Annotated in this window: 23 protein-coding genes; 8 read left to right on the top strand and 15 right to left on the bottom strand. The window is 55.0% G+C overall.

The features are described from left to right. Positions 1-11 precede the first annotated feature (11 nt). Positions 12-1229, bottom strand: a complete 1218-nt coding sequence (locus NIZ92_RS08350; protein WP_254003073.1) for an MFS transporter — start codon at positions 1227-1229, stop codon at positions 12-14. A 61-nt stretch (positions 1230-1290) separates the two neighbouring features. On the opposite strand from NIZ92_RS08350, the gene NIZ92_RS08345 reads away from it, so the two are divergent. The 5 genes from NIZ92_RS08345 to NIZ92_RS08325 all read left to right on the top strand — a co-directional run bounded on the left by NIZ92_RS08345 (position 1291) and on the right by NIZ92_RS08325 (position 6782). Then, the gene (locus tag NIZ92_RS08345) at positions 1291-2289 is read left to right on the top strand and encodes an AraC family transcriptional regulator (RefSeq protein ID WP_251197184.1); all 999 of its coding nucleotides are present in this window, start codon (positions 1291-1293) and stop codon (positions 2287-2289) included. A gap of 301 nt (positions 2290-2590) precedes the next feature. Beyond that, positions 2591-3310, top strand: a complete 720-nt coding sequence (locus tag NIZ92_RS08340; protein ID WP_035268013.1) for a response regulator transcription factor — start codon at positions 2591-2593, stop codon at positions 3308-3310. Next, positions 3303-4661, top strand: coding sequence for a HAMP domain-containing sensor histidine kinase (locus NIZ92_RS08335; protein ID WP_226348878.1), 1359 nt, complete (start codon positions 3303-3305; stop codon positions 4659-4661). Before NIZ92_RS08340 ends, NIZ92_RS08335 begins: the two co-directional genes overlap by 8 nt. A gap of 147 nt (positions 4662-4808) precedes the next feature. After that, on the top strand, positions 4809-5258 hold the full coding sequence (locus tag NIZ92_RS08330) for a tripartite tricarboxylate transporter TctB family protein (protein WP_026482781.1): 450 nt from the start codon (positions 4809-4811) through the stop codon (positions 5256-5258). 3 nt (positions 5259-5261) lie between these two features. Next, positions 5262-6782, top strand: coding sequence for a tripartite tricarboxylate transporter permease (locus tag NIZ92_RS08325; RefSeq protein ID WP_021446689.1), 1521 nt, complete (start codon positions 5262-5264; stop codon positions 6780-6782). A gap of 107 nt (positions 6783-6889) precedes the next feature. Here the strand turns inward: NIZ92_RS08325 and NIZ92_RS08320 are convergent, their stop codons facing one another. Then, complete coding sequence (locus tag NIZ92_RS08320) at positions 6890-8431, bottom strand: MFS transporter (RefSeq protein ID WP_254003072.1); 1542 nt, start codon at positions 8429-8431, stop codon at positions 6890-6892. Positions 8432-8602: 171 nt separating this feature from the next. Here NIZ92_RS08320 and NIZ92_RS08315 point away from each other — a divergent pair, with 171 nt between their 5' ends. Continuing rightward, a complete protein-coding gene (locus NIZ92_RS08315) occupies positions 8603-9484 on the top strand; it encodes a LysR substrate-binding domain-containing protein (protein WP_009454645.1) in 882 nt (293 codons plus the stop codon). A 67-nt stretch (positions 9485-9551) separates the two neighbouring features. On the opposite strand, the gene hisI is transcribed toward NIZ92_RS08315, so the two are convergent. The 8 genes from hisI to NIZ92_RS08275 form a co-directional block, all read right to left on the bottom strand. After that, complete coding sequence (gene hisI, locus NIZ92_RS08310; RefSeq protein ID WP_254003071.1) at positions 9552-10028, bottom strand: phosphoribosyl-AMP cyclohydrolase; 477 nt, start codon at positions 10026-10028, stop codon at positions 9552-9554. Positions 10029-10056: 28 nt separating this feature from the next. After that, entirely contained in the window at positions 10057-10515 is a 459-nt protein-coding gene (fur, locus tag NIZ92_RS08305) for a ferric iron uptake transcriptional regulator (RefSeq protein ID WP_060185930.1), read from the bottom strand. Between the two features lie 25 nt (positions 10516-10540). After that, on the bottom strand, positions 10541-11935 hold the full coding sequence (locus NIZ92_RS08300; RefSeq protein ID WP_254003070.1) for a dihydroorotase: 1395 nt from the start codon (positions 11933-11935) through the stop codon (positions 10541-10543). Then, positions 11932-12489, bottom strand: a complete 558-nt coding sequence (locus tag NIZ92_RS08295; RefSeq protein ID WP_254003069.1) for a SufE family protein — start codon at positions 12487-12489, stop codon at positions 11932-11934. Before NIZ92_RS08295 ends, NIZ92_RS08300 begins: the two co-directional genes overlap by 4 nt. Next, positions 12386-12646, bottom strand: coding sequence for a membrane protein insertion efficiency factor YidD (gene yidD, locus NIZ92_RS08290; protein ID WP_254003068.1), 261 nt, complete (start codon positions 12644-12646; stop codon positions 12386-12388). The genes NIZ92_RS08295 and yidD overlap by 104 nt, the downstream gene beginning before the upstream one ends. Next, positions 12643-13584, bottom strand: a complete 942-nt coding sequence (gene folE2 / locus NIZ92_RS08285; protein ID WP_254003067.1) for a GTP cyclohydrolase FolE2 — start codon at positions 13582-13584, stop codon at positions 12643-12645. The genes yidD and folE2 overlap by 4 nt, the downstream gene beginning before the upstream one ends. Positions 13585-13647: 63 nt before the next feature. Continuing rightward, positions 13648-14865 (bottom strand): zinc metallochaperone GTPase ZigA, encoded by a 1218-nt coding sequence (zigA, locus tag NIZ92_RS08280; RefSeq protein ID WP_254003066.1) that lies wholly within the window; start codon positions 14863-14865, stop codon positions 13648-13650. 220 nt (positions 14866-15085) lie between these two features. Continuing rightward, the gene (locus NIZ92_RS08275; protein WP_254003065.1) at positions 15086-15787 is read right to left on the bottom strand and encodes a YafY family protein; all 702 of its coding nucleotides are present in this window, start codon (positions 15785-15787) and stop codon (positions 15086-15088) included. 71 nt (positions 15788-15858) lie between these two features. On the opposite strand from NIZ92_RS08275, the gene NIZ92_RS08270 reads away from it, so the two are divergent. Further along, positions 15859-16224, top strand: coding sequence for a VOC family protein (locus NIZ92_RS08270; protein ID WP_060185933.1), 366 nt, complete (start codon positions 15859-15861; stop codon positions 16222-16224). A gap of 108 nt (positions 16225-16332) precedes the next feature. Here NIZ92_RS08270 and NIZ92_RS08265 read toward each other — a convergent pair whose 3' ends face one another. The 3 genes from NIZ92_RS08265 to NIZ92_RS08255 all read right to left on the bottom strand — a co-directional run bounded on the left by NIZ92_RS08265 (position 16333) and on the right by NIZ92_RS08255 (position 19561). Continuing rightward, a complete protein-coding gene (locus tag NIZ92_RS08265; RefSeq protein ID WP_254003064.1) occupies positions 16333-18045 on the bottom strand; it encodes an acyl-CoA dehydrogenase family protein in 1713 nt (570 codons plus the stop codon). Positions 18046-18066: 21 nt separating this feature from the next. Next, positions 18067-18714, bottom strand: coding sequence for a TetR/AcrR family transcriptional regulator (locus NIZ92_RS08260; protein ID WP_247965527.1), 648 nt, complete (start codon positions 18712-18714; stop codon positions 18067-18069). Between the two features lie 301 nt (positions 18715-19015). Next, complete coding sequence (locus tag NIZ92_RS08255; RefSeq protein ID WP_254003063.1) at positions 19016-19561, bottom strand: TetR/AcrR family transcriptional regulator; 546 nt, start codon at positions 19559-19561, stop codon at positions 19016-19018. Positions 19562-19665: 104 nt separating this feature from the next. On the opposite strand from NIZ92_RS08255, the gene NIZ92_RS08250 reads away from it, so the two are divergent. Then, positions 19666-20268 carry a DJ-1/PfpI family protein gene (locus NIZ92_RS08250; protein WP_035268046.1) on the top strand — a complete coding sequence of 201 codons (603 nt, stop codon included), beginning with the start codon at positions 19666-19668 and terminating at the stop codon, positions 20266-20268. Positions 20269-20509: 241 nt separating this feature from the next. Here NIZ92_RS08250 and NIZ92_RS08245 read toward each other — a convergent pair whose 3' ends face one another. Together NIZ92_RS08245 and NIZ92_RS08240 are read right to left on the bottom strand one after the other, a co-directional pair. Continuing rightward, on the bottom strand, positions 20510-21538 hold the full coding sequence (locus NIZ92_RS08245; protein ID WP_009454664.1) for a methionine synthase: 1029 nt from the start codon (positions 21536-21538) through the stop codon (positions 20510-20512). A gap of 29 nt (positions 21539-21567) precedes the next feature. Then, a complete protein-coding gene (locus NIZ92_RS08240) occupies positions 21568-22545 on the bottom strand; it encodes a DUF1852 domain-containing protein (RefSeq protein ID WP_254003062.1) in 978 nt (325 codons plus the stop codon). Between the last annotated feature and the right edge of the window lie 129 nt (positions 22546-22674).

The following is a 22674-nucleotide window of genomic DNA, read 5'->3' as shown; positions in this document are numbered from 1 at the left end:
AGGCTCCCCTTTTAATGCGCCCGCTCCCCACTGGGGTAGGCCGGCCAATCCGCTGTAACCCGTAAAGCAATCAAAAGCGCAGCAAACAACATCACGCTCCCACCCGTGAGGAACACCATAGGAACACCGCCCAGGCCGAACATGAAGCCACCCACTGCCGCCCCCGCAGCAATCGAGGACTGCACCGCCGCCACCACCATGCCGCCTGCCACTTCCGCCTGATCGGGCATGGCACTGGCCACCCAATTGGACCAGGCCACTGGCACCCCTCCGAAAGCCAGTCCCCATAACGCCACCAGCCACATCAAGCCCATATTGTGCACCGGCAGCCAGACCATGCCCCAGGCCGCCAAACCCACCAAGGCGGGCATCACGACCAAAGTCACCCGCAAGCTGCGTTCCATCAGCCAGCCCGCCAATAAGGTGCCTACGAAATTCGCCAGTCCGAAGCCCAGAAGCATCAAGGCCAAGCCATCCATATCAATAGAGGCAAAACCTTCCAGCGCCGGACGAATAAAGGTGAACAGGACAAACTGCCCCCCATGGGCCAGCACACAGGCAAACATACCGATCGCAATACCGGGCCTGCGCAGCAAATCCAGTACCGTTGCAGTGCGTGCATGCTGACGCGGTGCCATGCTGGGCAAGGTCAGCCACTGAAACACCAAGGTCAAGACACCAACCGCCGCTGCCGCAAAGAACGCGCTGCGCCAGCCGAACAGGCCCCCCAGATAACTGCCTAAAGGGACCGAAACCACCGTCCCCACGGCAATCCCGCTAAAAATAATCGACAAGGCACGCGGCACTAAGGGGCTCGGCACCAGACGCATGGCAACGGCTGCCGCCATGCTCCAAAAGCCGCCCAGGGCAATCCCCAGCAGGACCCGCATCAAGAGCAACACTGTCAGGCTGGAGGACAGCGCCACCAGCAAGTTCGATGCAATCATCAGCAGCGTAAAACCAAGCAACACATTACGCCGGTCAAAACGACGGGTCAGCGCTGGAACCAGCAGGCCCGAAAACAAAGCGACCACCGCCGTTACTGTGACGGCCTGCCCTGCCAAGCCTTCCGATACACCCAAATCTACGGCCATCGGTGTGAGCAAGCTGGCGGGCAAATACTCCGCCGTCAACAAACCAAACACACCCATGGCCAATGAAAATACAGCTACCCAGGCAGGTTCCATGACCGGGGCCCGCAAACTGGCATTACACACATCACGACTCATCGCTACTTCCCTGGAGAAACAAAAACAGCTCCCAGTCTAGAGATCAGAAACCGGATGATCTATGATGATCAGTCTTGAAAATTTGATCGAAACGCCGAACATGACCGAGCAAGAACAATTCGCCCTGTCCTCCGACCTGATCAGTGAACTGCTGACCGGTATGCGCTTGCGTGGGGTGCAATACCGCCGGATTCAAACTGGGCCTCATTTTGGGCTGGGTTTTGAAGAACGACCCGGTCATGCCTACTTTCACTTTCTGGCTGTAGGTTCGGCATTTCTACGTACCCGTGATGGCACGATTCACAAGCTTTCAGCAGGCAGCACCGTGTTTCTACCGCAAGGTGAAAGCCATCAAATCCTCTCCAAAGAAGAAGTCTCGGTTCAACACATAGACAGCTTTGAGGCCGCTCCACTGGGACAGGCCGTCAGCGGTGTCAGCACATGCCCTAGTTCCTACCCCACCCCTAGCGCAATTTTGTTCTACGGTTGCATGGAGTTTGATCTGGGCGGCATGCACGGACTGGGCAAACTCATGCCCAGCGCCATGATTGCCAATACTGGGGCCCAAAACTATCCTGGCCTGCTGCCCATTCTGGATTCCATGAAAGGGGAAATCTGCGCGGGCCGGATTGGCTATGCCGGCATCATGGCTCGCTTGGCCGAAGTGGCGGCCGCCATGATTGTTCGCGGCTGGATTGAATCCGGCTGCGGCAATGCTTCCGGCCTGGTGGCTGCCTTGCGCGATCCTCGCTTGGCACGTTCCATTCTGGCCCTGCACCGCCAACCTGGCTACGAATGGACAGTGGCAGAGTTGGCAGCACAATCTCACCTGTCTCGTTCCGTCTTTGCCCAACGCTTTCAGGCCACCTTGGGCATGTCTCCACTGCGTTACGCCACAGAATTACGCATGGGTCTGGCCAGCCAATGGCTGAGTCAGGAAAAACTGCCTATTGAAACGATTGCCCAGCGTTTGGGCTATACCTCACAGGCGGCGTTCAGCCGGGCCTACAAGCGTCTGAAAGGACAGGCTCCCGGTGCCAGTCGGCAGTCCAGAACCTGACCCGCCCCCTCCTTCCCGGACAGACGCTTTAGCCACCGGACAAGCATCCCAGACAATTTCCGGCGCATTTCTGGATTTCCAGCCCGACAGCCCTGAGATTTTTATTAGAATAATGTGCTGACTAATTACTCCTATAATTCAGAGCACATGACGGTGTTAACAGGATGAATCAATATTTATATTTCCTGACATCAAACATTACCGTTTTGTCATGTTCACCTCATAGTCGGCATTAGCCTTTTTGATCAATCCATTCCTGGAATGGATAAGTCTGCCACTTCATAAATCTCCGAGAAGCCAAATGTGGAATTGTTTACTGATTGAAGACGACCGGGAAAATGCCCGGTATTTAGTGAATGGCTTATCCGAACTGGGCTATTCGGTGGTAACCAGTCATGATGGCGTTTCCGGTTTGGAAAATGCCATGAAAGACGTATGGGATGTGATTATTCTTGATCGCATGCTTCCCAATAATGTCGATGGCCTGTCCATTCTTTTTACTTTGCGATCTTTAGGTAAAAAAGTCCCCGTACTGGTATTAAGTGCCTTATCCGGTGTGGACGATAAAGTTGATGGTTTGAAAGCCGGTGGCGATGATTATTTAATCAAGCCCTTTTCCTTTCAGGAGTTGGCCGCCCGCCTGCACGCCCTGATACGCCGCAGCAGTGACAATGCAGAAATCAAGAATCTGCAGGTGGATGATCTGGTCATGAATATCCGCAACCAGAAAATCTCCCGTGGCGACGAGGTGCTGGAACTACAACCTCGCGAAATCAAGCTGCTGTCCTACCTGCTGATGAACAGCCACAAGATCGTTACCCGCACCATGCTGCTGGAAGTGGTCTGGGGCTATAACTTCGACCCGCAATCCAATGTGATTGATGTGCTGGTCAGTCGTTTGCGGCGCAAGGTGGACAAGGAAGGCGCCACTCCCCTGATCCATACCGTGCGTGGCCGTGGCTATGTACTTAGCGACAAGGACAGCATCGACGGTTTCAAGCTAAAGCGCTGCGATGATTGATTTCATCAAACGCCTGTGGGAGTCCACCTCCTTCCGGCTGACCTTGAACTACAGCATCCTGGCCATCTTCACCACGCTGTTTTTAATCGGTTTTTTCTATGTTCAGGTGTTTGGAGCCTTGCGCGACGAGCACCTGCGGCAAATCAACGTCGCCGTACAGCGGCTTAGCATTGCCTACGAAGTCGGCGGGCGCGAAGAGATCCTGCGCATGATCGAGCTGACCCTATCGGACCGGATTGATTCGGGCCAGGAAATCTATCTGCTGCTGGACGAATTCAATCACACCCTGGTGGGCAATATCAGCGAGATCCCCGGCCTGAACAACCTGCCAGAACGACAAGTGGTGGAAGTGCAGATCAAGCATATCGACGCGCTGTCCGAAGGCAATGTCCGCGTCACCAAACTGTCCGGCGGCGAAACCCTGGTGGTCGGCCACGAGCTGGGCACCTTGATCGAGCTGCGCGCCATGCTTAGCCGCATCATCGTCACCTCCATGATCCTGGCCTTGATGCTGGTAATTCTGGGCGCCTATGTCTTTAGCAATGAGCTGAAATACCGCGTGGGCCGCATCCGCCTGCTGACCGAACAGGTGGGCGCGGGCGACATTTCCAAGCGTATCACCTCCGAGAGCGAGGACGTCTTTGGTCTGATCCACCACGACATCAACCGCATGCTGGACAAGATCGAGAGCCTGATGCAAGGCGCGCGGCATATCTCCGATACCGTGGCCCACAATATCCGCACCCCGCTCACCCGCATCGTTGGCAAGCTGCGTGAAACCCAGAACCTGCCTGGCGTCCCCCCGCATGTCCGGGAAGCACAGCAAGACGCGATTGAAGAAGTAGAGAACCTGAGCGTGCTGCTGGGCAAGCTGCTACAAATTGCCGAGCTGAATGCCGGTGTGCAAAGACAGAACTTCAAGGCCTGCAATCTGGAAGTGATTGCCGAAGACGTTCTGGACTTGTACAGCTTTTTCGCTGAAGAAAAGGGCGTCACGCTGCAGAAAAAGAAAATCGACAGAGTCATTATTAATGGCGACAGCAATTTATTAGCCAGTGCTTTAGCCAATCTGGTGGATAACGCTGTTAAATACGCCCATTCCCATGCCAGCGTTGAAATTAAAAAACGCTTTGACAATAAAATCTCCATCATTGTGGAAGATGATGGCCCGGGATTACCAGAAAGCGAATATGAAAACGTAGGCAAGTATTTTTATAGATTCAATAATGATAGTGAAGGATTTGGATTGGGATTAACCAGCGTTGCCGCCATTATTGAATTGCACCGGGGCGAGCTGATTTTCTCCAAAGGAGTATCCGGCTTGAAAGTCACCATTGTGCTGCCTGTTTAAGCCTTACCAAGCCATTCAAACATGACCAAAAGGTAATGAAACTGTCACCCTAAGCCCTCTCCTGCTCCGCTAAGCTAGCCTCATTTTTAATTGCTCTTTTTCAGGGTTTATAAAAATCATGCTTGCTTTAGGGGAATGAGGAGATTCATGAGCAGACAAAAATATTATTCAGCCGGCCTGATGGTGGGAGTAGGCGTATTTACCGTCCTGATGGGACAGAAATACTCCTTGGGCACCATGGCCCGCATGGGACCGGGCTACTTCCCGTTTCTGCTGGGCATCGTGATGATTGTGCTGGGCGCTCTGTACCTGTTTGTAGAGACCGCCGCGCACGACGATGAGCAGGAGGAGGACTACGGCCCGCCGCAATGGCGTGGCTGGATGGCGATTGTGGGTGGCATCATCGCCTTCATTATTCTGGGTCGCTACGGCGGACTGGTTCCCGCCACCTTTGCCCTGGTGTTCATCTCTGCCATGGGCGACAAGGAACATTCCTGGCTCACCGCCCTGCTGCTGTCCATTTTCGTGACGCTGCTGGGTGTGGTTATTTTCTCCTGGGGGCTAGAGCTGCAATTCCCCCTGTTCACTTGGGGCTAAGCCATGGAAATTCTATCTAACCTGATGCACGGCTTTAGCGTTGCCTTTCAATTGGACAACCTGATGTGGGCCGTGTTTGGCGTGTTCATGGGGAACCTGATCGGGGTGCTGCCCGGCATGGGTGTGCTGGCAGCCATCTCCATCCTGCTGCCCCTGACCTACGCCATGACCCCGACCGCCGCCCTGATTATGTTGGCCGGTATTTACTACGGCTCCCAGTACGGTGGCGGTATTACTTCCATCATGCTGAATCTGCCCGGTACCGCCTCGCACGCGGTGGCGTGTCTGGACGGCAACCCCATGGCCCGCAACGGCAAGGCCGGATCGGCCCTGTTCATGTTGATGTTGTCCTCCTTTTTTGGAGCCACCATTGGCATTCTGGCCATGATTCTGTTCTCGCCCGCGCTGGTCGATATTGCATTCAAATTCGGCCCGGCTGAATACTTTTCCATGATGATGCTGGGCCTGCTGGCCGGCGCCACACTGGCCAAAGGTTCTGCCATCAAGGGCGTGGCCATGGTCGTCATGGGTTTGATCTTTGGCGTGGTCGGCACGGATGTGAACAGTGGTGTATCGCGCTTTGATTTCAATATTCCGGAACTGCAGGACGGCTTGCAGATTGTGGCGCTGGCCATGGGCCTGTTCGGTATTGCGGACTTCCTGAAGAACATCAACCGGATCAATAGCGGCCACACCAAGGCCATTGGTAAAGTCTCCACCCGCTCCCTGCGTCCGGAAAAAGGCGATATCAAGCAATCCAAAGGCGCTCTGGTGCGCGGTACTGCGATTGGTGCGGCTTTCGGGATTCTGCCCGGCACTGGCCCGACCATTGCGTCTTTCATTGCCTACGCCACGGAAAAGAAAGTTGCCAAGAACCCCGAGCGCTTTGGACGTGGTGCGATTGAGGGCATTGCTTCGCCCGAAGCCGCCACCAGTGCCTCTACCCAGACCAGCTTCATTCCTACCCTGAGCCTGGGTATTCCCGGCGACCCGGTCATGGCCTTGATGCTGGGCGCGCTGATCATTCACGGCATCCAGCCTGGCCCGCAAATGGTGGTCGAGCACGCCGATATGTTCTGGGGCCTGATCGCCAGTTTCTGGGTGGGCAACATCCTGCTGCTGGTGCTGAACCTGCCCTTGATCGGCATGTGGGTGCGCCTGCTGTCCGTGCCCTTCAAGTACCTGTACCCCGCTGCCTTGTTCTTTGTGTGCGTGGGTGTCTATAGCACCAACAACAACCTGTTCGATGTGAATATCGTGCTGCTGTTTGGGGTGCTGGGTTACTTCTTCATGCGCCTGCGCTTTGAGGCGGCCCCCTTGCTGCTGGGCTTTGTCTTGGGACCGATGGTAGAAGAAAACTTCCGCCGTGCTCTGCTGCTCTCGCGTGGTGATCCGATGATCTTCCTGGAGCGCCCGATCAGCATGGTCTTTATCATTGCGTGCATCTTGCTGATGCTGGGACTGAGCTACTCGTTCTGGCGCTCGAACAGCCAGAAAAAGCTGGGAGCCCTGGCCAAGGCTTGAAGCACTGGCAACCACTAGTCATGGGGGATAGGCTAAACGCAATGCTTTTACTGCAGCCTCCATAAGAAAAAGCCGGGCAAATGAGCCCGGCTTTTTTGTGCCTGCCCCTATCCAGGACTGCAACACGCCTGTGCACTCTTCCTGGCGGACCCAAACACCAGATGACTTAAGGCCGCCAAAGCAAAGGCAGTTAGCGCACCGTACACCATGACCCAGCCAAAACCAGCAATCAGGGCTGCATGAACCGCCTCGACAGGATCGGCGGCATTCGCCAGCAAGGCGCTGCTTTGCGACACGATATTGATGTCGCCAGAGGCTACTTTTTCAGCCAGATGACGCAGTTCGCCATCAACAGCAATACCCAGGCGAGCACGCAGATCACTCATGATGCCTTGCACCAGAACAAAGCCCATCACGGCAATATTGAAGGCCAGGGAGATCATGCGGGCACTGGTATCCGCCCCCGACGCCATGCCAGCCCGCTCAGCCGACACCGAGGCGGTAATTACATTGGTGGTCGTAGTATTGGCCATGCCCAGACCAATCCCGGCCAGCACACAGCCTGGCAGAATCAGCCAGCCCGGTTGGTCGGAAACACTGCCTATCTTCATCACTACAAAGCCCAGGCCAATCAAGAACAGACCTAGCGTAATGACTCCACCCGGCTGCCAACGCTGTGCCAGACGCTCGGCAAACGGAGGCACAAACAAGGTCGGCAAGGTGTACGCCAACAAGGCCAGGCCAGTTTGCACACTGTCATACCCCAGCCCCACATGAAAGTAGATGGGCAAATAGATGATGAAGGGCCAGAAGCTGAAGTTCTGCCCCATCGAGCCCAACAAGGCACCGGAGAAACTGCGGATACGAAATACGGAGAACTCCAGCATGGGCCTAACACTGCGCTGCTCCACGATTACAAAGGCAATCAGGCTAAGGACGGACAGGGTAATAATGCTCAAGGCTGGCAGGCTGGCAAAGCCCAGCACCGGCCCCTGAGTGACAAACAGCACCAGGCAAAACACGGCCAAGGACAAGGTGGCAATACCGGCTACGTCCAAGGTGCTGGCGCCCGGATCACGCGACTCCTGTACGCCAGCGCGCGCCAGCAGCAAGGTAATAATGGCCAGTACGGCGTGAATCAAAAACACCCATTCCCAGCTGGCCAGAGTCAGAATCAGGCCACCCACAATAGGCCCAAAACCCAGCCCGGCACCAAAGACCACACCCCACCACGCAAAGGCCTTGCCACGCTGTTGTCCGTCCCGAAACTGGTTCGACAAAATCGCGATCTGGCAGATCAGCATCATGGCAGCGCTCAAGCCTTGCAGAAAACGGGCGCCAATCAGAACAGCTGCACTTTCCGTCAGTCCGCACACCAGGGAAGTGACCCCGAACGCCACAATCCCGATCGTAAAAATGCGCTTGCGGCCGTAGCGATCCGCCAAAGTGCCTACCCCCATCAGAATGGTCGTCATGGCAATGGTGTAGGCTGCCATCACCCATTGCAGTTGCCGGAAACTGGCCCCCATGACCTGTTCTATGGTGGATAAAATCGGCGGCACGCTGGAGATCTCCAGGCCCAGCATCAAGGCTGACAAGCACACGGCAGCCAAGGCGTAGCGGCCCTGACTCGAGATAGAGGGAGTCATCGTTATCTTTCCAAAAAGTCGTCAATACACGTCGCCGTCCCGGCGAGCCAAAGTGCGGACACCAAAACCCAAAAGCACGGGACCGCTCAGTCAGGAGAGATAGTAGGGACGGGCTAGTCATTCATCAATGCTATGATCGGGCATATCAGAAACAACAAATATGGATAGATCATGAGCCGCCCTGTTCTGGATGTGGAGTCCGTACAAGCTTTTGTGAGCATTGCCGAGTTCCAAAGCTTTACCAAAGCCGCAGAAGCCTTGGGCACCACACAAGGCGCGATCAGCGTGAAGCTGAAACGCCTGGAAGAGCGCCTGGGTTACAAGCTGATCGAACGCACTCCAAGGCTGGTACGGCTGTCTGCTCAAGGTACGGTTTTCATTAATCCCGCACGGGAATTCATTGCTGCACACGACCGCGCCAGAGCCGCCCTGCTCTGCGATTGCCGCCGCTTTCGTTTGGGAATTGCCCAGCACGTTGCCGGGCCGGAAGTCCCTACTTTGTTGTCCCGTTTGAATGAACGAGACCCTGCCCTGACGATTGAAGTTCGCCTGGAAAGCTCGCATCGCTTGCTGGAAGATTTTGACAAGGGAGAGCTGGATGCCGTCATCGTGCGCCAGGAGGATCATCGCCGTGACGGAGAGGACCTGGGGCCTGAACACTTTGCCTGGTTTGCGGCACCCTGCTTTCATCAGCAAGAAGGCAAACCTTTACGGCTGGCCGCCCTGGCTCCCTGCTGTGGCGTGCGGGATATTGCGACACACGCGTTAAGCACTGCCGGGATTGAGTGGAATGAAGTGTTTGTGGGCGGTGGCCATGCGGCCGTGATGGCGGCGGTCTCTGCCGGTTTGGCGGTCGCGGCATTTTCATGCCGCCTGGCGCCGCCAGATGCAATTGATGTGGGCCAACGTCTGGGACTGCCAGCCCTGCCCCCTTCCCGGATTGTGTTGCACTCAACGCTGACCGATCAACGCTCGCGGGAAGCCTTGCGGACCTTGGCAGCGGCTTATCGGGAGCATCGCTCTACCCGACTGACGGGGGTTGCATCGTCCTGATCAGCACAGGTTCAGGCGGCCAGAAGTAAACGTGAAGTTCGCCCAGCCCCGCCAGCATGAGCACCCTTTAAAGCACAGTGGGATTGGGCGCATCCCCATACACGTCTTTGGGATCAAAGGTCTTGGCGGACTCCACAAAAACCAGATCCTGACCCTTGCTATGCTCGACACCAACCGGCACCTGTCTGTAGAAACAGGAGTAATAGCCTACGTGGCAACTGGCCCCGGAACCGGCTACCCGCACACGTAACCACACTGCATCCTGGTCGTCGTCGATACGCATTTCCTCTACCGTCTGCACCAGTCCACTGCTGGCACCTTTATGCCAGAGCATTTGACGCGAGCGACTCCAGTAATGGGCTTCACCGGTCTGTATGGTCTTTTCCAGGGCTTCCCGGTTCATGTAACCCAGCATCAAGATCTCGCCATTGTTAGCGTCTGTCGTGATGCAGGCAATCAGGCCCTGTTCGTCAAATTTGGGGGCCAGTTCGTGGCCCTCCTCCACCTGCTCTACCGAGATTCGGCGGTTTATTTGTACTGCCATATTGTCAGCAGATCTTGTGTCTTGTCCTTCAGTCTTCACGTTTTCTCCTTGTCATCATGGGTTCCGGGCGATATTCACAATCCGGCTTCAGGCAGCGTCCGTACACCACATGACTATGTTCCATAACCTGAAAGCCCCGCTCCTGAGCAATCATTTTTTGCTGCTGCTCGATCGTCTGATCATGGAACTCCTGCACACGCCCGCAGTCCGTGCAAATCAGGTGATCATGGTGTTCGCCATCGTCCAGCTCATACAGCGCCCGGCCGGATTCGAAATAAACCTGCTTTAGCAAGCCTGCCTGTTGCAGCTGGGTCAGCACCCGGTAGACAGTCGCCAGGCCAATCTCACTGCCTTGCCGGATCAGTTGGCGATACACATCGTCTGCCGTCAAATGACGAATGCCGGGGGCCTGGAATATCTCAAGAATCTGGATACGAGCCGTCGTCACCTTCAGGCCTCGCTCTTTAAGCTCTTTTGAATCCGTCACGACGTACTCCTTGCTGAACGGGCGGTTAAAGGACTTCCAGAAAACGCAGCGGCCTGCCTTGAGCCTGCCCTTCCAGGACTTCATCACGAACAACACAATGGCCGCGCACAATGGTGTGAATCGGCCAGCCTACAACTGGCATGCCGTCGTAGGGAGACCAGCCGCTGACGCTGGCAATCCAGTCATTGCGGACGCGGCGGCGTGCCTTCAAATCCACAATACTGAAATCTGCATCAAAACCCAGGGCTATGCGTCCCTTGCCTTCCAGTCCAAAAATCCGGGCAGGTCCGGCACTGGTCAAATCCACCAGTCGCTGCAAACTCAGGCGGCCTGCGTGTACATGGTTCAACATCACGGGCAGCAAGGTTTGCACGCCAGTCATGCCACTGGGTGAGGCGGGATAGGCTTGAGACTTTTCCTGCAAGGTATGAGGTGCATGATCGCTGCCAATGACATCCACCACGCCCGAACGAATCGCCTGCCACAGCGCGTCTTGATGAACCTGCCCGCGCACCGGGGGATTCATTTGCGCCAGGCTGCCCAGACGCTCATAACAGTCGGGAGCTTGCAGACTGAGATGGTGTGGGGTCACTTCCACCGTTACGCGATCTTTGTGCGCGGCCAGAAACTGCATTTCCTCTGCGGTAGACACATGCAACACGTGCAATCGGCGCTTCACCTCTGCCGCCAGACGAACAATGCGTTGGCTTGCCTTCAAGGCACTTTCCACATCACGCCAAATCGGGTGTTGGCGCACGTCGCCACTATCCAGGGCGATATATCTGCGTTCACGCAGCCTGGCCTCATCCTCGGCGTGTACTGCCAGCCGTCTGCGACCATGACGCAAGATGCGACGCAGCACGGCGTCCTCATCCGCTAATAGGTCTCCAAAGGAGCTGCCCATAAAGACCTTGATGCCTGCACAACCTGGGAGCTGTTCCAGTTCCTGCAAGGAATCGGCATTCAAGGCAGAACCACCGATATAAAAGGCATGATCACACCAGCTTCGGCCTTGAGCAGCATCCAGCTTGGCTCGCAAATCGGCAGCACCCAAGGTCAAGGGATAGGTGTTGGGCATTTCAAAAACCGCCGTCACGCCGCCCAGGACTGCGCCCCGTGTACCCGCTTCCAGATTCTCTTTGTGCTCCAGCCCCGGCTCTCGGAAATGCACCTGACTGTCGATCACCCCTGGCAAAACATGCAGGCCATTAAGGTCCAGCACACAGTCTGCACTCCAGCCGGGCAACAAATCACCAAGAGCCGTAATCCGGCCTTGCGCACAGGCGATGTCGAGACGCTCGGCCCCATTAGGTGTCATTACCGTAGCGCCACAGAGCAGCAAATCGGCATGACGCAAAGTATGCTGCCTGGCGGTTTCTGCAGCCTCAGAGGTAGAGGCCTTCGGAATTTCTGGCGTCATGGCTTTACCTTTGTGGCTTCTACATCCAGAGCGTCTTGCGCTGTCAAACGAATCCGCTCCATCATGTGAAACAGACCATTGGCGCGATTCGGTGACAAATGCTGCTCCAGTTCAATTGCTCGTAAAAAGTCAGGGGGATGGGACAGGATTTCTTGCGGCAAACGCCCCGAGTACACCTGCATCAATAAAGCCAACAAGCCGGTGACGATGGCGGAATCACTACGGGCCTGAAAAAACAACTTGTGATCACGCAATTCAGACACCATCCAGACCTGTGCCTGACAGCCATGCAAACGGTTCATCTCGGTACGCCATTCGTCCGGGAAGTCCGGCAAGGAGCGCCCCAGATCAATCAAATATTCGTAGCGGGCCATCCAGTTCCCCAGGAACTGGAAACTCTCCACAATGGCTTGCTGGGCTTGAACTATGGACTCTTCTGGTGCTGCATCCTTACCCACGGTCTTCTCCTGCTTGCTTGAGCGATTGCCCACCCCGATCATCAAGAGCTGGAACAGGGTCATGCCCGCCCGGATGCCAAGGGTGACAACGAACAAGGCGCCGTGCAGCCAGCCAAGTTCCTTTGAGGGGGCCATGCACCTGCAAAGCCTGAATCGCATACTGGGAGCAAGTTGGATAAAAGCGGCAACGTGGCCCCAGCAATGGGCTAATAAAAAGCTGATAGCCGCGAACAAGCAGGACTAGAACATTCATGGCGCCACGCCCCCGCTCAGTCGCAGAAAAGGCATCCCTTCCGATACAGGAGTTTTGAACGCCACTGCATCATGGGGATGCAGACTCTCCAGATGTCGGACCTGAACACCAGGATTCTGATAGTCCCCCAAGGCCGCTTCTATACGACGCGCCGCGTCTTCCACAAACATCAGGTTCTGACCATTCAAGGCGGCAAAGGCTTGCTCGTCTGCTCGTTTGACGGCGGTTTGCAAGGGTGTTGCCAATGACTCTTCAATGCGATCAATCAGCGTCAAAAACCCAAAGTCCTCACTGTCTTCCGATACTTGAATCTGAACCAGAGCCTGACTACGCTGACTATGTGGAGTGGCCAGACTGGCGTGCTTGTGCAACCAGGCAGCTACCTCATCTGCATGCAAGACAGGCTGCTTTCCAAAGGCCTGCATAAAGCCCTGTTCAATCAACTGCCGAGCGAGCGCAGCCGAACAAGGACAGGTCGATGAGTAAGCTATCTGAACCTGCACCTTGCACATAAACATATCGTCCGAAAGCCTGGCCTCCAGCACGACGGGATAGGATTTCCAGCCGGCCAGACCCTGCGTGACCAAGGCAAGCCGTCGCACCAATAAATCAAAGCGAAAACACAGTCGTGCACTGCGCGTTCCACAGTCCTGCTGGCTATCCACCATGCCTTGCAAAAGACGCCGCAGCCCTAACGGTGACAAGGACTGTTCTGGCGGCAAGTCATTCAGCAAGCGGTACAGCCTGGACATATGTATCCCTTTTACATGTGCCAAGGGCAAATCAACCTGAGCATCCACCCGCGCATGCAACTGCTGCTTATAGCCTCGTTCAAGCACGGTAATGGGCAGATCGATTCCCTCCATACCCACCCAGGAAAGCGGAGTCAGGCCATGGGAGGAATCATTCAAAGCCGGGTCGGGAAGTACAACAGTCATACTCAACATCCAATCAAAAGGCCTTGCTCACGCTGGCAAAGACCTGGCAAGACCTCAACGCCATCAAGGCCAGTCTGAAAACGGATTCGTCCATGTTGTCCAGGTGCTGGGGCCGCTGGCCATTTCTTCATCGCTTAACAGGCAGGCATCGAAACGGGCGCGCAGTGCTTCCTCGTCCATATCCATGCCAATCAGAACCAACTCCTGACGCGCATCCCCTACTCGTTCGTCCCATTTTTCCTTGATCAGCGCTACCGCTTCGGGATCCTCCGGCCAGCGTTCAGGCGGCATGGACGCCCACCAGTAACCCGCCACGTGATAGCGAGCCACCGCGCCAGCCTGTGACCAGGAGCCCGCCAGAGTCGGGAAGTTCGCCAACCAGAAAAAGCCTTTGGAGCGCACCACCCCAGGCCATTCACTTTCGACCAGTGCCTTGAAACGCTGCGGGTGGAATGGACGGCGGGCGCGGTAAACAAAATTGCCTATGCCGTACTCTTCGGTTTCCGGGGTATGAGTACCACGCAATTCCTGCAGCCAGCCTGGCGCTTTGGAAGCCTCTTCAAAATCGAACAAGCCGGTGTTCAGAACGCGGTCCAAAGGCACCTGGCCGAACTCGGCTGTTTCAATACGAGCACGGGGATTCAGACTGTTCAGAATGGCCATCAGGCGCTCGCGTTCTGGCTCGCTGATCAAATCAATCTTGTTCAGAACCAGCACATCACAGAACTCGATCTGCTCAATTAACAGGTCCACAACGGTACGCGCATCTTCTTCACCCAAAGATTCGCCACGGGACTGGATGCTGTCTTGCGAGCTGTAATCGCGCAGAAAGTTAAAGGCGTCCACTACCGTGACCATAGTGTCCAAGCGCGCGACTTCACCCAGGCAACGGCCATCCTCGCCCTCAAAGGTGAACGTTTCAGCCACGGGCAGTGGCTCGGAAATGCCGGTGGATTCAATGACCAACTGATCAAAACGCCCTTCCTTGGCCAGACGGTCCACCTCCAACAACAAGTCCTCGCGCAAGGTGCAGCAAATACAGCCGTTGCTCATTTCCACCAGCTTTTCATCGGTGCGCGATAGCTCGGCACCACCGTCACGAACCAAAGCGGCATCAATATTGACCTCGCTCATATCGTTCACGATGACGGCCACGCGGCGGCCTTCGCGATTGTTCAGGATGTGGTTCAGCAAAGTCGTCTTGCCCGCCCCCAGGAAACCGGACAAAACCGTTACGGGAATGCGGACTGCGGGATCAACCAGCATGTTATCGAGGTTCATCGTCATTTCTCTTCTTCCTTGAGGCATCAATGGGCCGTTCCTTGCAAAGGACTTCTATCAATTTTGAGATGTTATAACATAACAATAATTGACCAAGAAAAAACCCTCTTGCAAGGAGGGCTTGACGACCAGGACAGAGAAACCGGTTTTCACAAAGCAAGGTCACAGGAATCTGGAATCTGGAATCTGGAATCAGGTGTCAGGTGTCAGGTGTCAGGTGTCAGGTGTCAGGCACGTAGCGTAGCTCTGTTTGTGTTGCGCGCCACTGTTTGAACAAATCAGCCCGATGTCGGGGATAAGACTCCTCCAGACAGACCAAGCGCTGTATCCTGTCCGTCCGGAAATGCCGGAAGTCCCCTTTCAATTCGCACCAACCCACCAGAATCCGGAAGTGCTGAAAGTAGCCCAAGGAAAAAGGCCAGATCACTCTCTCCGACTCCTGGCCTGCCCCGTCTATATAAGTGATGCGCAGCTTGCGCTGCAAACGAATCGCTGTACGCGCAATGCCGAGATCAACAAGCTCAGCATCCTGAATCACTCTAGGCCCAACCCGTAAAGCGGTGCTGTCCAGGCTGTCTCTCAAGCTATCGGGCAAGACCGCAGAGATCTTGGCCATGGCATCGCCAGCCGCTTTGGTCAGCGGCTCGTCCGCAAACTTTTCTACCCAGCGAAAGCCCAGTATCAAGGCCTCCAGCTCTGCTTGAGAAAACATCAAGGGTGGCAGCATGAAACTAGGTCGCAGCACATAGCCGACTCCCGGCTCCCCTTCTATATCGGCACCTTGCGCCTGTAAGGAAGCAATGTCCCTATACAAGGTCCGAATGCTGACACCCAACTCTTGGGCCAGCCACGCACCACTCACCGGGCGCTTGTGTCGGCGTAGCACTTGTAAAAGGGAGAGAAGTCGTTCTGCTCGGGCCATGCCAGATACTGCCATTTTTTGGCAGTATGGTCACCCATAATGATCTGCTCAATCACCTTGTTGGAGCGATCATGAATCACCCAAACCTTTTGCTGCTCTATGTCCAAGACCCCGCCGCCAGCAGCCTTTTCTATGAAAAGCTGCTTCAGAAAGCGCCCGCTGAATCCTTCCCCACCTATGTCGCGTTTGAACTGAACAAGGGCCTGACCCTGGGTTTGTGGTCTACCCAGGCAGCCAGCTTTGTATCATCCGGAACTGGGCATCGCTCCGAGCTTTCTTTTTTAGTGGACGATGATGCGGCTGTTGATCAGCTGTATCAAAACTGGGTGACTGCGGGTATCACCATAGAGCAAGAGCCCATGACAGCCGTTTTTGGGCGCACATTCGTTGCACTGGACCCGGATGGACACCGATTAAGGGTCTGCACAGCAGCGTAAGACTGGCGCTGCATTACTTGCAAAGCCGTCGGACTCCAAAGAACAAGGGCTATCCTGGACTTGATCCAGATAGCCCCTGCTCCCTCCAGGCTCTGCGAACAGCACAAATCAATCTGTCACCATCGCTCTGCGCATAATTTTCTGCGCGACTGACGAAGATGCCATCGTTCCCAAGGTACCGTAATGCACTCCCCAAGCCCCCACTTCCCCGCCGCAACGCGTACTTAAAAACACATCCGCCACTTCTTGAGAGCTATAGCGCAGCAGCTCGGCCGCCTGCAAAACGCGGGCGACGGCTTCGGTCATGGGGCGGGCCAGGAACTCATCCTCGATTGCCGCCCGAACCAAACGCTCAGTGTGCTGTACCAGGGCATCGAATCGCTTGTCTTGCCCGGCCAAGGGTCTGATTTCATTGAAAACCGCCTCCACCGTAAGCGGATCTCTGATCATGGCGCGCCGCACATCCATGCACATCATATTCGCCGTCCCTTCCCAAACGCTGTTCAAGGGGGCCTCTCGATACACACGGGCCATGGGGTTTTCTTCAATAAAGCCATTGCCGCCGTGACATTGCAAAGCCTCATTCGCAATGGAGGGGGCGCGCGAGCAATTGAAGTATTTAGCCGCAGGCGTGGCCACCCGAGCCAGCAGCCTTTCGTGGTCACTGCTTTGCATCAGGTCAGTGGCCTTGGCCACGCGCAAGGACATCAAGGTTGCCGCTTCCACTTCTACCGCCATATCCGCCAGCACATTGCTCATCATGGGCCGATCGGCAATGGAGGTTCCAAAAGCCTTGCGTGATGTCGTGTGACGCAGGGCCAAGGTCAGCGCCTGCCGCATCAAACCCGCCGAGCCAATCGCAAAATCCAGACGCGTCAAATGCGAGTGCGACAGAATTTCCCGAATACCGCGCCCTTCTTCCCCAACCCGAATTGCCAGCGTGCCCGCATACTCCACTTCACTGGACGCGTTGGAACGATTGCCCGCCTTGTCCTTCAAGCGTTGTACAAAAAAGCGGTTATAGCTGCCGTCCGGCAAGGTGCGGGGCAAAAAGAAACAAGTAACACCGCCATTGACTTTAGCCAGCGTAAAAAAGCCATCAGACTGCGGCACTGAACAAAACCACTTATGCCCCGTCAGCTCATACCAATGCGCCGTAGCGCCGTGATAATCCGCGCTATGGGAGAAGCGCGCAGTAGTCTGCGTCTCACGCAGATCTGAACCGCCCTGCTTTTCTGTCATCGCATAGCCAATGACCACCGAGGGTTTATCCCCCACTTCGCGACGACTGTATTCGTAGCGCGTCCCCTTGAGCTTGTCCGCCCAGATCGCCAAAGCAGGTTCAGCCTCGAAACCGGCATACGCCGCATACGCCATGCCGGTCGGGCAGCCCGTACCATGCTCCACCTGATTCCACAGATAGGACAAGACCGCACGAGCGAAGTGGCCGTTTTTCTCTTGCGTACGCCAGCTTAAATTCGGCACCTCGTGCTGCCAGGCCAGGGTCATCAATTCATGCCAGCTGGGGTGACATTCCAGCCAATCAATCCGGTTGCCGAAGCGATCATGCGTTTTAAGTTCAGGGATATGACGGTTCGCCAAACGGGCCAACTCCTGAACATTTTCATCACCAGCCACCGCCCCCAAAGCCTGACAACGCGATTCGGCCCACGGGGCTTCGCGGCGAATGGCCTCAGTTAAAACCTGATCGCCCGTAAAAGCATTGAAACCACTGGCGGGCAGAGCCTGATTCAAAACCTGATGCGTGCTGTAACGATCCTCGGGCGCATTCAAAATGCTGAGGGGAAGCGCTTGGTTCATGGTTGTCTCCGAACTGTTTTTCTAAGGCGTGGCAGAAAGGACTGCCACGCTGGCGCACGCCATCTGGGCAATCTGGTCAGCCAGCGCAGCCACTTGGCGCTGGTAACTGTCCGTGCCATCGTGCTGCTGACGGCTTAAAGGAGAAAGCGGGCCAATCAGCCCTTCCATGAAACCGCCCACAATGACGGTAGCCGCAATATCGGGCTGCACATCCTGGCGCATTTCCTGGGCATCTTGCCCCATGGAAACAATGGAGTGAATGACCTGGCTGATCGCGGCGCGATACACCAGACGAGCCGCGTCGATTTCCTTATCGCATGGCTCGGCAATCAAGGCATACGCCAGACGAGGATTACGCATGGCGCGTTTTACGAATGTTGAGACTGCGGCATGCAGGCGCAGCATAGAGGCTCCGTCAGCCTGCGCAATGTCTGTGAGTACATCCACCTCCCGCTGAGACACCTGCGACAGCACTTGCGCGAACAACTCGGCCTTGGACGGGAAGTAGCGATAGACCGTCCCAGTGGCCATACCCGCCGCAGCCGCCACACTGGCCACCTGGGCTTCCTGCCAGCCACCTTCACTGACCAAAGCACGAGCGGCTTCCAGAATACGGCTGCGATTGTCTTGCAGACGAGCTTCAACGGCAGGGGTTTGACGATAGGCCATAAAGAAGTGAACCTCGATTCATTACATGAGTGAATCCTAGTTCATTTCTTTATGGTAGACAAGAATTTCTTTACTCGGGGGAATCTACAGTCGCAGCGACTGGGCATTGCCGGCTGCTTGGAGAATTCGTTACTTGAGGCCTAGGGCCTAAGACTTAGCGTGCAGGTTTGGCGGTTGGCGGTTGGCGGTTGGCGGTTGGCGGTTGGCGGTTGGCGGTTGGCGGTTGGCGGTTGGCGGTTGGGCATTAGTGTTATTCATCGCTCTGCCCTTTTTCCCGCCCTCCCCCTTTTCTGCCCGCCCCCTAAAACCTGGAGCGCGGGCGAAACAAAGCCAAGGCATCGCCCAGCAAGTTGGCGAAACGCGCCGCGTTATGGCGTACACCCGATTGCTGTCCGCCTATAAAACACAAATGCACCATCTCACCCACAATCTCGGAATGCTTGGGCAAAAGAAAAGCGCTTTTCGATGTGCTGATCGCAAAAGCCAAACGCCTGGCATCAACACGCGTCTGATACTCGGCAACCACGGGATCATGCAAAGCCCATGCACGGATAGCAACTTCACGATTGGGCTGCTTATCTGCTGCGATGTAAATGTAACGCTTCAAGACCTGCGTAGGCCCCGCCCCTTGCGCTGCATAGTCCAACATGCGCTCGGTATAGTCCTGCTCCCAGGCCGAGAGCAGCGCCCGTACAAAGTCCTCGCGGCTACAAAAATGGTGGTAGAACGAGCCGCGCGTCACATTCAAGCGGCGGGCCACCCGTTCCGCTGAAACCCCGCTATGGCCTTCCAGGTCCAGATTGTTTAAACCGGCCTCAATCCAATCGTCTCTCGTCAGCTTTCTCATCGCAGGAACATACAGGCTGTGTATGGTGATTAGTGGATAAATAGACTACGAAGCCTCACGATGACCGCCCCGGCACAACGGCGGTCCTTCTCATGGAGCTTGTAATGAAAGAAATAGCACTGATTGCCTTTGACCAATTCACGGACATAGACCTGTTCTTGATGTGGGACCTGCTAGGTCGAAACACACAGGACTGGCGTGTCAAAATCTTGGGCACGACGCCTATTTTACGGTCTGCGCATGGTTTGGAAATACAGACGCACGGCCCTGTATCCGAAGCGAGCCGTGCCAATGCCGTCCTGTTCAGCAGCGGTAAAAAGGGAGTGCCTGCGGCTATGAGTAATCCGGACTTTTTGCCCAATTTGCATCTGAACCCAGAGCGGCAGTTCATAGGTTCGATCTGCGCAGGCGTGTTCTTCCTGGAGCGCTTGAACTTATTGCCCCGGCGTCGGGCTACGACACATCCAGATGCACGCGCTTTATTAAATGGTGTCGATCTGGAGCCGGTCGACCAAGCCTTGGTTTGCTATGGCAAGGTCGCAAATGCAGGCGGATGCCTGGCATCTTTATATCTTGTGGGTTGGCTGGTGGAATCGCTATTTGATAAGCAGAAGCGAAAGGAAACCCTGCTGCCGGTCTATCCGGCAGGGCAAGAGGCGCTTTATGAAGCATTAGTGGAGCGGAGTATCCAGGAAGCACACATTTAATAGCGTGGGAAGGTACTGAGCAAACCGGTCAAACTGTCCCAGCGAGCCAGCATTGCTACTCAATAGCAACCACTACCAGCCCCGATCCACTCAATCTTCGCCCTGATGCCTGCATTAAAAACGACCTATCTCTCCTTCATCTGCGCCAATAAAACTGCCCCCAGCAACAGCGATGGCAAAGCCATCAATACTGTTTGCTGGGGGCAGTCTGAAACTAGCTAGCGCGAAGGTATCAAACCAATCAGGCCGACAGTTCCTTGCGAACGATTTCAGCACCGGCGCTCAGGGCGTGCAGCTTGCCACGAGCCACGGCGCGTGGCAAAGGTGCCATACCGCAGTTGGTGGAGGGGTACAGCTTGTCAGCGTCCACAAACTTCAGCGCCTTGCGCAGTGTGTTGGCCACTTCGTCAGCGGTTTCAATCACGTTGGTGGCCACGTCAATGGCGCCAACCATCACTTTCTTGCCACGGATCAGTTCGATCAAATCCATAGGAACGTGGGAGTTCTGGCATTCCAGAGAAATGATGTCGATCTTGGATTGCTGCAGCTTCGGGAAGGACTCTTCGTATTGACGCCATTCCGAACCCAGGGTCTTTTTCCAATCGGTGTTGGCCTTGATGCCGTAACCGTAGCAAATGTGCACGGCGGTTTCGCATTTCAGACCTTCAATGGCACGTTCCAACGTAGCAATACCCCAGTCATTCACTTCGTCAAAGAACACGTTGAAAGCAGGTTCGTCAAACTGGATAATATCCACGCCTGCGGCTTCCAGCTCTTTGGCTTCCTGGTTCAGGATCTTGGCAAATTCCCAAGCCAGTTTCTCACGGCTCTTATAGTGGTTGTCATACAGCGTATCGATCATGGTCATGGGGCCAGGCAGCGCCCATTTGATCGGCTGCGAGGTTTGCTGGCGCAGGAACTTGGCATCATCCACAAATACGGACTTGGGGCGATTGACAGCACCGACAACGCTTGGAACGCTGGCATCGTAACGGTCACGAATACGCACGGTCTCACGCTTTTCAAAGTCCACGCCTTCCAGATGTTCGATGAAAGTAGTGACAAAGTGCTGGCGGGTTTGCTCGCCGTCGCTAATCAGATCGATACCGGCGTGCAATTGTTCTTGCAAGGACAAGCGCAGTGCATCTTTCTTGCCTTCGACCAGGTCCTCACCTTCCAGTCTCCAGGGCGACCACAGTTTCTCGGGTTCAGCAAGCCAGGAGGGTTTAGGCAAACTGCCAGCGGTGGAGGTGGGTAGCAATTTTTTCATAATTAAATAACCTTGTTGTTTTTGATGAATCAAAGCGCGTAACTGGCTGCCCATTGATCAAGAATAACTTTGTATGGCTTGATAAAACTCTCTTCGGTAAACCGGCCCTGCTCAACCGCCAGACGGCTACGTTCTTCACGATCGTAGACAATTTGCGTAACCGAATGATCCGCATTTTTCAGGCTGGGCTGATAGCGCATTCCTGCTGCCGAATTGGCATTGTAAATCTCGGGGCGGTAGATTTTCTGGAATGTCTCCATCGTGCTGATGGTACTGATCAATTCCAGATTCGTGTAGTCACTGAGCAAATCACCACGAAAGTAAAAGGCCAAAGGCGCAACGCTATTTGGGGGCATGAAATAACGAACCTGCAAACCCATTTTCGCGAAGTACTCATCGGTCGGCGAGAACTCATTTTGCTGGTATTCGACGCCCAATACCGGATGCTGATTACCTGTACGGTGGTAGACCTTGCTGCTGGATACGCTCAGGCAAATCACGGGGGATTTGTTGAAGTTGTCCTGGTACAGCGTGGAGTTCACGAAAGCCTTAAACAACTTGCCATGCAAGTCACCAAAGCCTTCCGGGGCGCTGAAACCGTTTTTGTTCTTGTTGTGCTCCAGCAGAACCACACTGAAATCGTAGTCACGCACATACGAAGAGAAGTTGTTACCCACAATCCCTTCAATACGCTTGTTTTCCTTGTGATCAACGATACTGGTTTTCAGAATTTCGACGGTCGGAAACGTAGAACCATTGCCTTCAACATCAATATCAACAGAGACAATATCCAGTTCAACTGAATAACGGTCCCCATTCGGGTTGTCCCAATGCGCCAAACTATTGAAGCGATTGTCGATCATCTTCAGAGTATTGCGCAGGTTTTGCTGACGGCTTTCACCACGGGCCAAATTGGCAAAGTTAGTGGTGATACGTGTGTTATCGGCTGGACGGTAGTTTTCATCAAAACGGATGCTTCTGATGCTGAACGCGAATTCTTTATTCATTTTTATGTATGCCCTAATTTCTGATTTCAATCTCGAATTTATTTTCGAGCCAAGTCATTGATCTTGAAAAATAAATTCATCTTATTTATGTACACTCTGTGCTGATTGTCTGAGCTGCTTCGGGGGGCT

The sequence above is a fragment of the Alcaligenes sp. 1735tsa3 genome, from assembly GCF_024134565.1.
In the GTDB taxonomy this organism is placed as follows: Bacteria; Pseudomonadota; Gammaproteobacteria; order Burkholderiales; family Burkholderiaceae_B; genus Alcaligenes; species Alcaligenes phenolicus.
The sequence above is the reverse complement of the archived record's forward strand: the minus strand, read 5'-3'. Positions and strand labels throughout refer to the sequence as shown.

Excerpts from the sequence above, each read along its gene's own strand:
- NIZ92_RS08240 (WP_254003062.1), bottom strand. The coding sequence starts at position 22,545 with ATGAATAAAGAATTCGCGTTCAGCATCAGAAGCATCCGTTTTGATGAA.
- yidD (WP_254003068.1), bottom strand. The coding sequence starts at position 12,646 with ATGAATGTTCTAGTCCTGCTTGTTCGCGGCTATCAGCTTTTTATTAGC.
- NIZ92_RS08275 (WP_254003065.1), bottom strand. The coding sequence starts at position 15,787 with ATGGCCCGAGCAGAACGACTTCTCTCCCTTTTACAAGTGCTACGCCGA.
- NIZ92_RS08245 (WP_009454664.1), bottom strand. The coding sequence starts at position 21,538 with ATGAAAAAATTGCTACCCACCTCCACCGCTGGCAGTTTGCCTAAACCC.
- NIZ92_RS08345 (WP_251197184.1), top strand. The coding sequence starts at position 1,291 with ATGATGATCAGTCTTGAAAATTTGATCGAAACGCCGAACATGACCGAG.
- hisI (WP_254003071.1), bottom strand. The coding sequence starts at position 10,028 with ATGGCAGTACAAATAAACCGCCGAATCTCGGTAGAGCAGGTGGAGGAG.
- NIZ92_RS08315 (WP_009454645.1), top strand. The coding sequence starts at position 8,603 with ATGAGCCGCCCTGTTCTGGATGTGGAGTCCGTACAAGCTTTTGTGAGC.
- NIZ92_RS08340 (WP_035268013.1), top strand. The coding sequence starts at position 2,591 with ATGTGGAATTGTTTACTGATTGAAGACGACCGGGAAAATGCCCGGTAT.
- NIZ92_RS08300 (WP_254003070.1), bottom strand. The coding sequence starts at position 11,935 with ATGACGCCAGAAATTCCGAAGGCCTCTACCTCTGAGGCTGCAGAAACC.
- folE2 (WP_254003067.1), bottom strand. The coding sequence starts at position 13,584 with ATGACTGTTGTACTTCCCGACCCGGCTTTGAATGATTCCTCCCATGGC.
- NIZ92_RS08320 (WP_254003072.1), bottom strand. The coding sequence starts at position 8,431 with ATGACTCCCTCTATCTCGAGTCAGGGCCGCTACGCCTTGGCTGCCGTG.
- NIZ92_RS08325 (WP_021446689.1), top strand. The coding sequence starts at position 5,262 with ATGGAAATTCTATCTAACCTGATGCACGGCTTTAGCGTTGCCTTTCAA.
- zigA (WP_254003066.1), bottom strand. The coding sequence starts at position 14,865 with ATGAACCTCGATAACATGCTGGTTGATCCCGCAGTCCGCATTCCCGTA.
- NIZ92_RS08335 (WP_226348878.1), top strand. The coding sequence starts at position 3,303 with ATGATTGATTTCATCAAACGCCTGTGGGAGTCCACCTCCTTCCGGCTG.
- NIZ92_RS08270 (WP_060185933.1), top strand. The coding sequence starts at position 15,859 with ATGAATCACCCAAACCTTTTGCTGCTCTATGTCCAAGACCCCGCCGCC.
- NIZ92_RS08330 (WP_026482781.1), top strand. The coding sequence starts at position 4,809 with ATGAGCAGACAAAAATATTATTCAGCCGGCCTGATGGTGGGAGTAGGC.
- NIZ92_RS08265 (WP_254003064.1), bottom strand. The coding sequence starts at position 18,045 with ATGAACCAAGCGCTTCCCCTCAGCATTTTGAATGCGCCCGAGGATCGT.
- NIZ92_RS08350 (WP_254003073.1), bottom strand. The coding sequence starts at position 1,229 with ATGAGTCGTGATGTGTGTAATGCCAGTTTGCGGGCCCCGGTCATGGAA.
- NIZ92_RS08260 (WP_247965527.1), bottom strand. The coding sequence starts at position 18,714 with ATGGCCTATCGTCAAACCCCTGCCGTTGAAGCTCGTCTGCAAGACAAT.
- NIZ92_RS08255 (WP_254003063.1), bottom strand. The coding sequence starts at position 19,561 with ATGAGAAAGCTGACGAGAGACGATTGGATTGAGGCCGGTTTAAACAAT.
- NIZ92_RS08250 (WP_035268046.1), top strand. The coding sequence starts at position 19,666 with ATGAAAGAAATAGCACTGATTGCCTTTGACCAATTCACGGACATAGAC.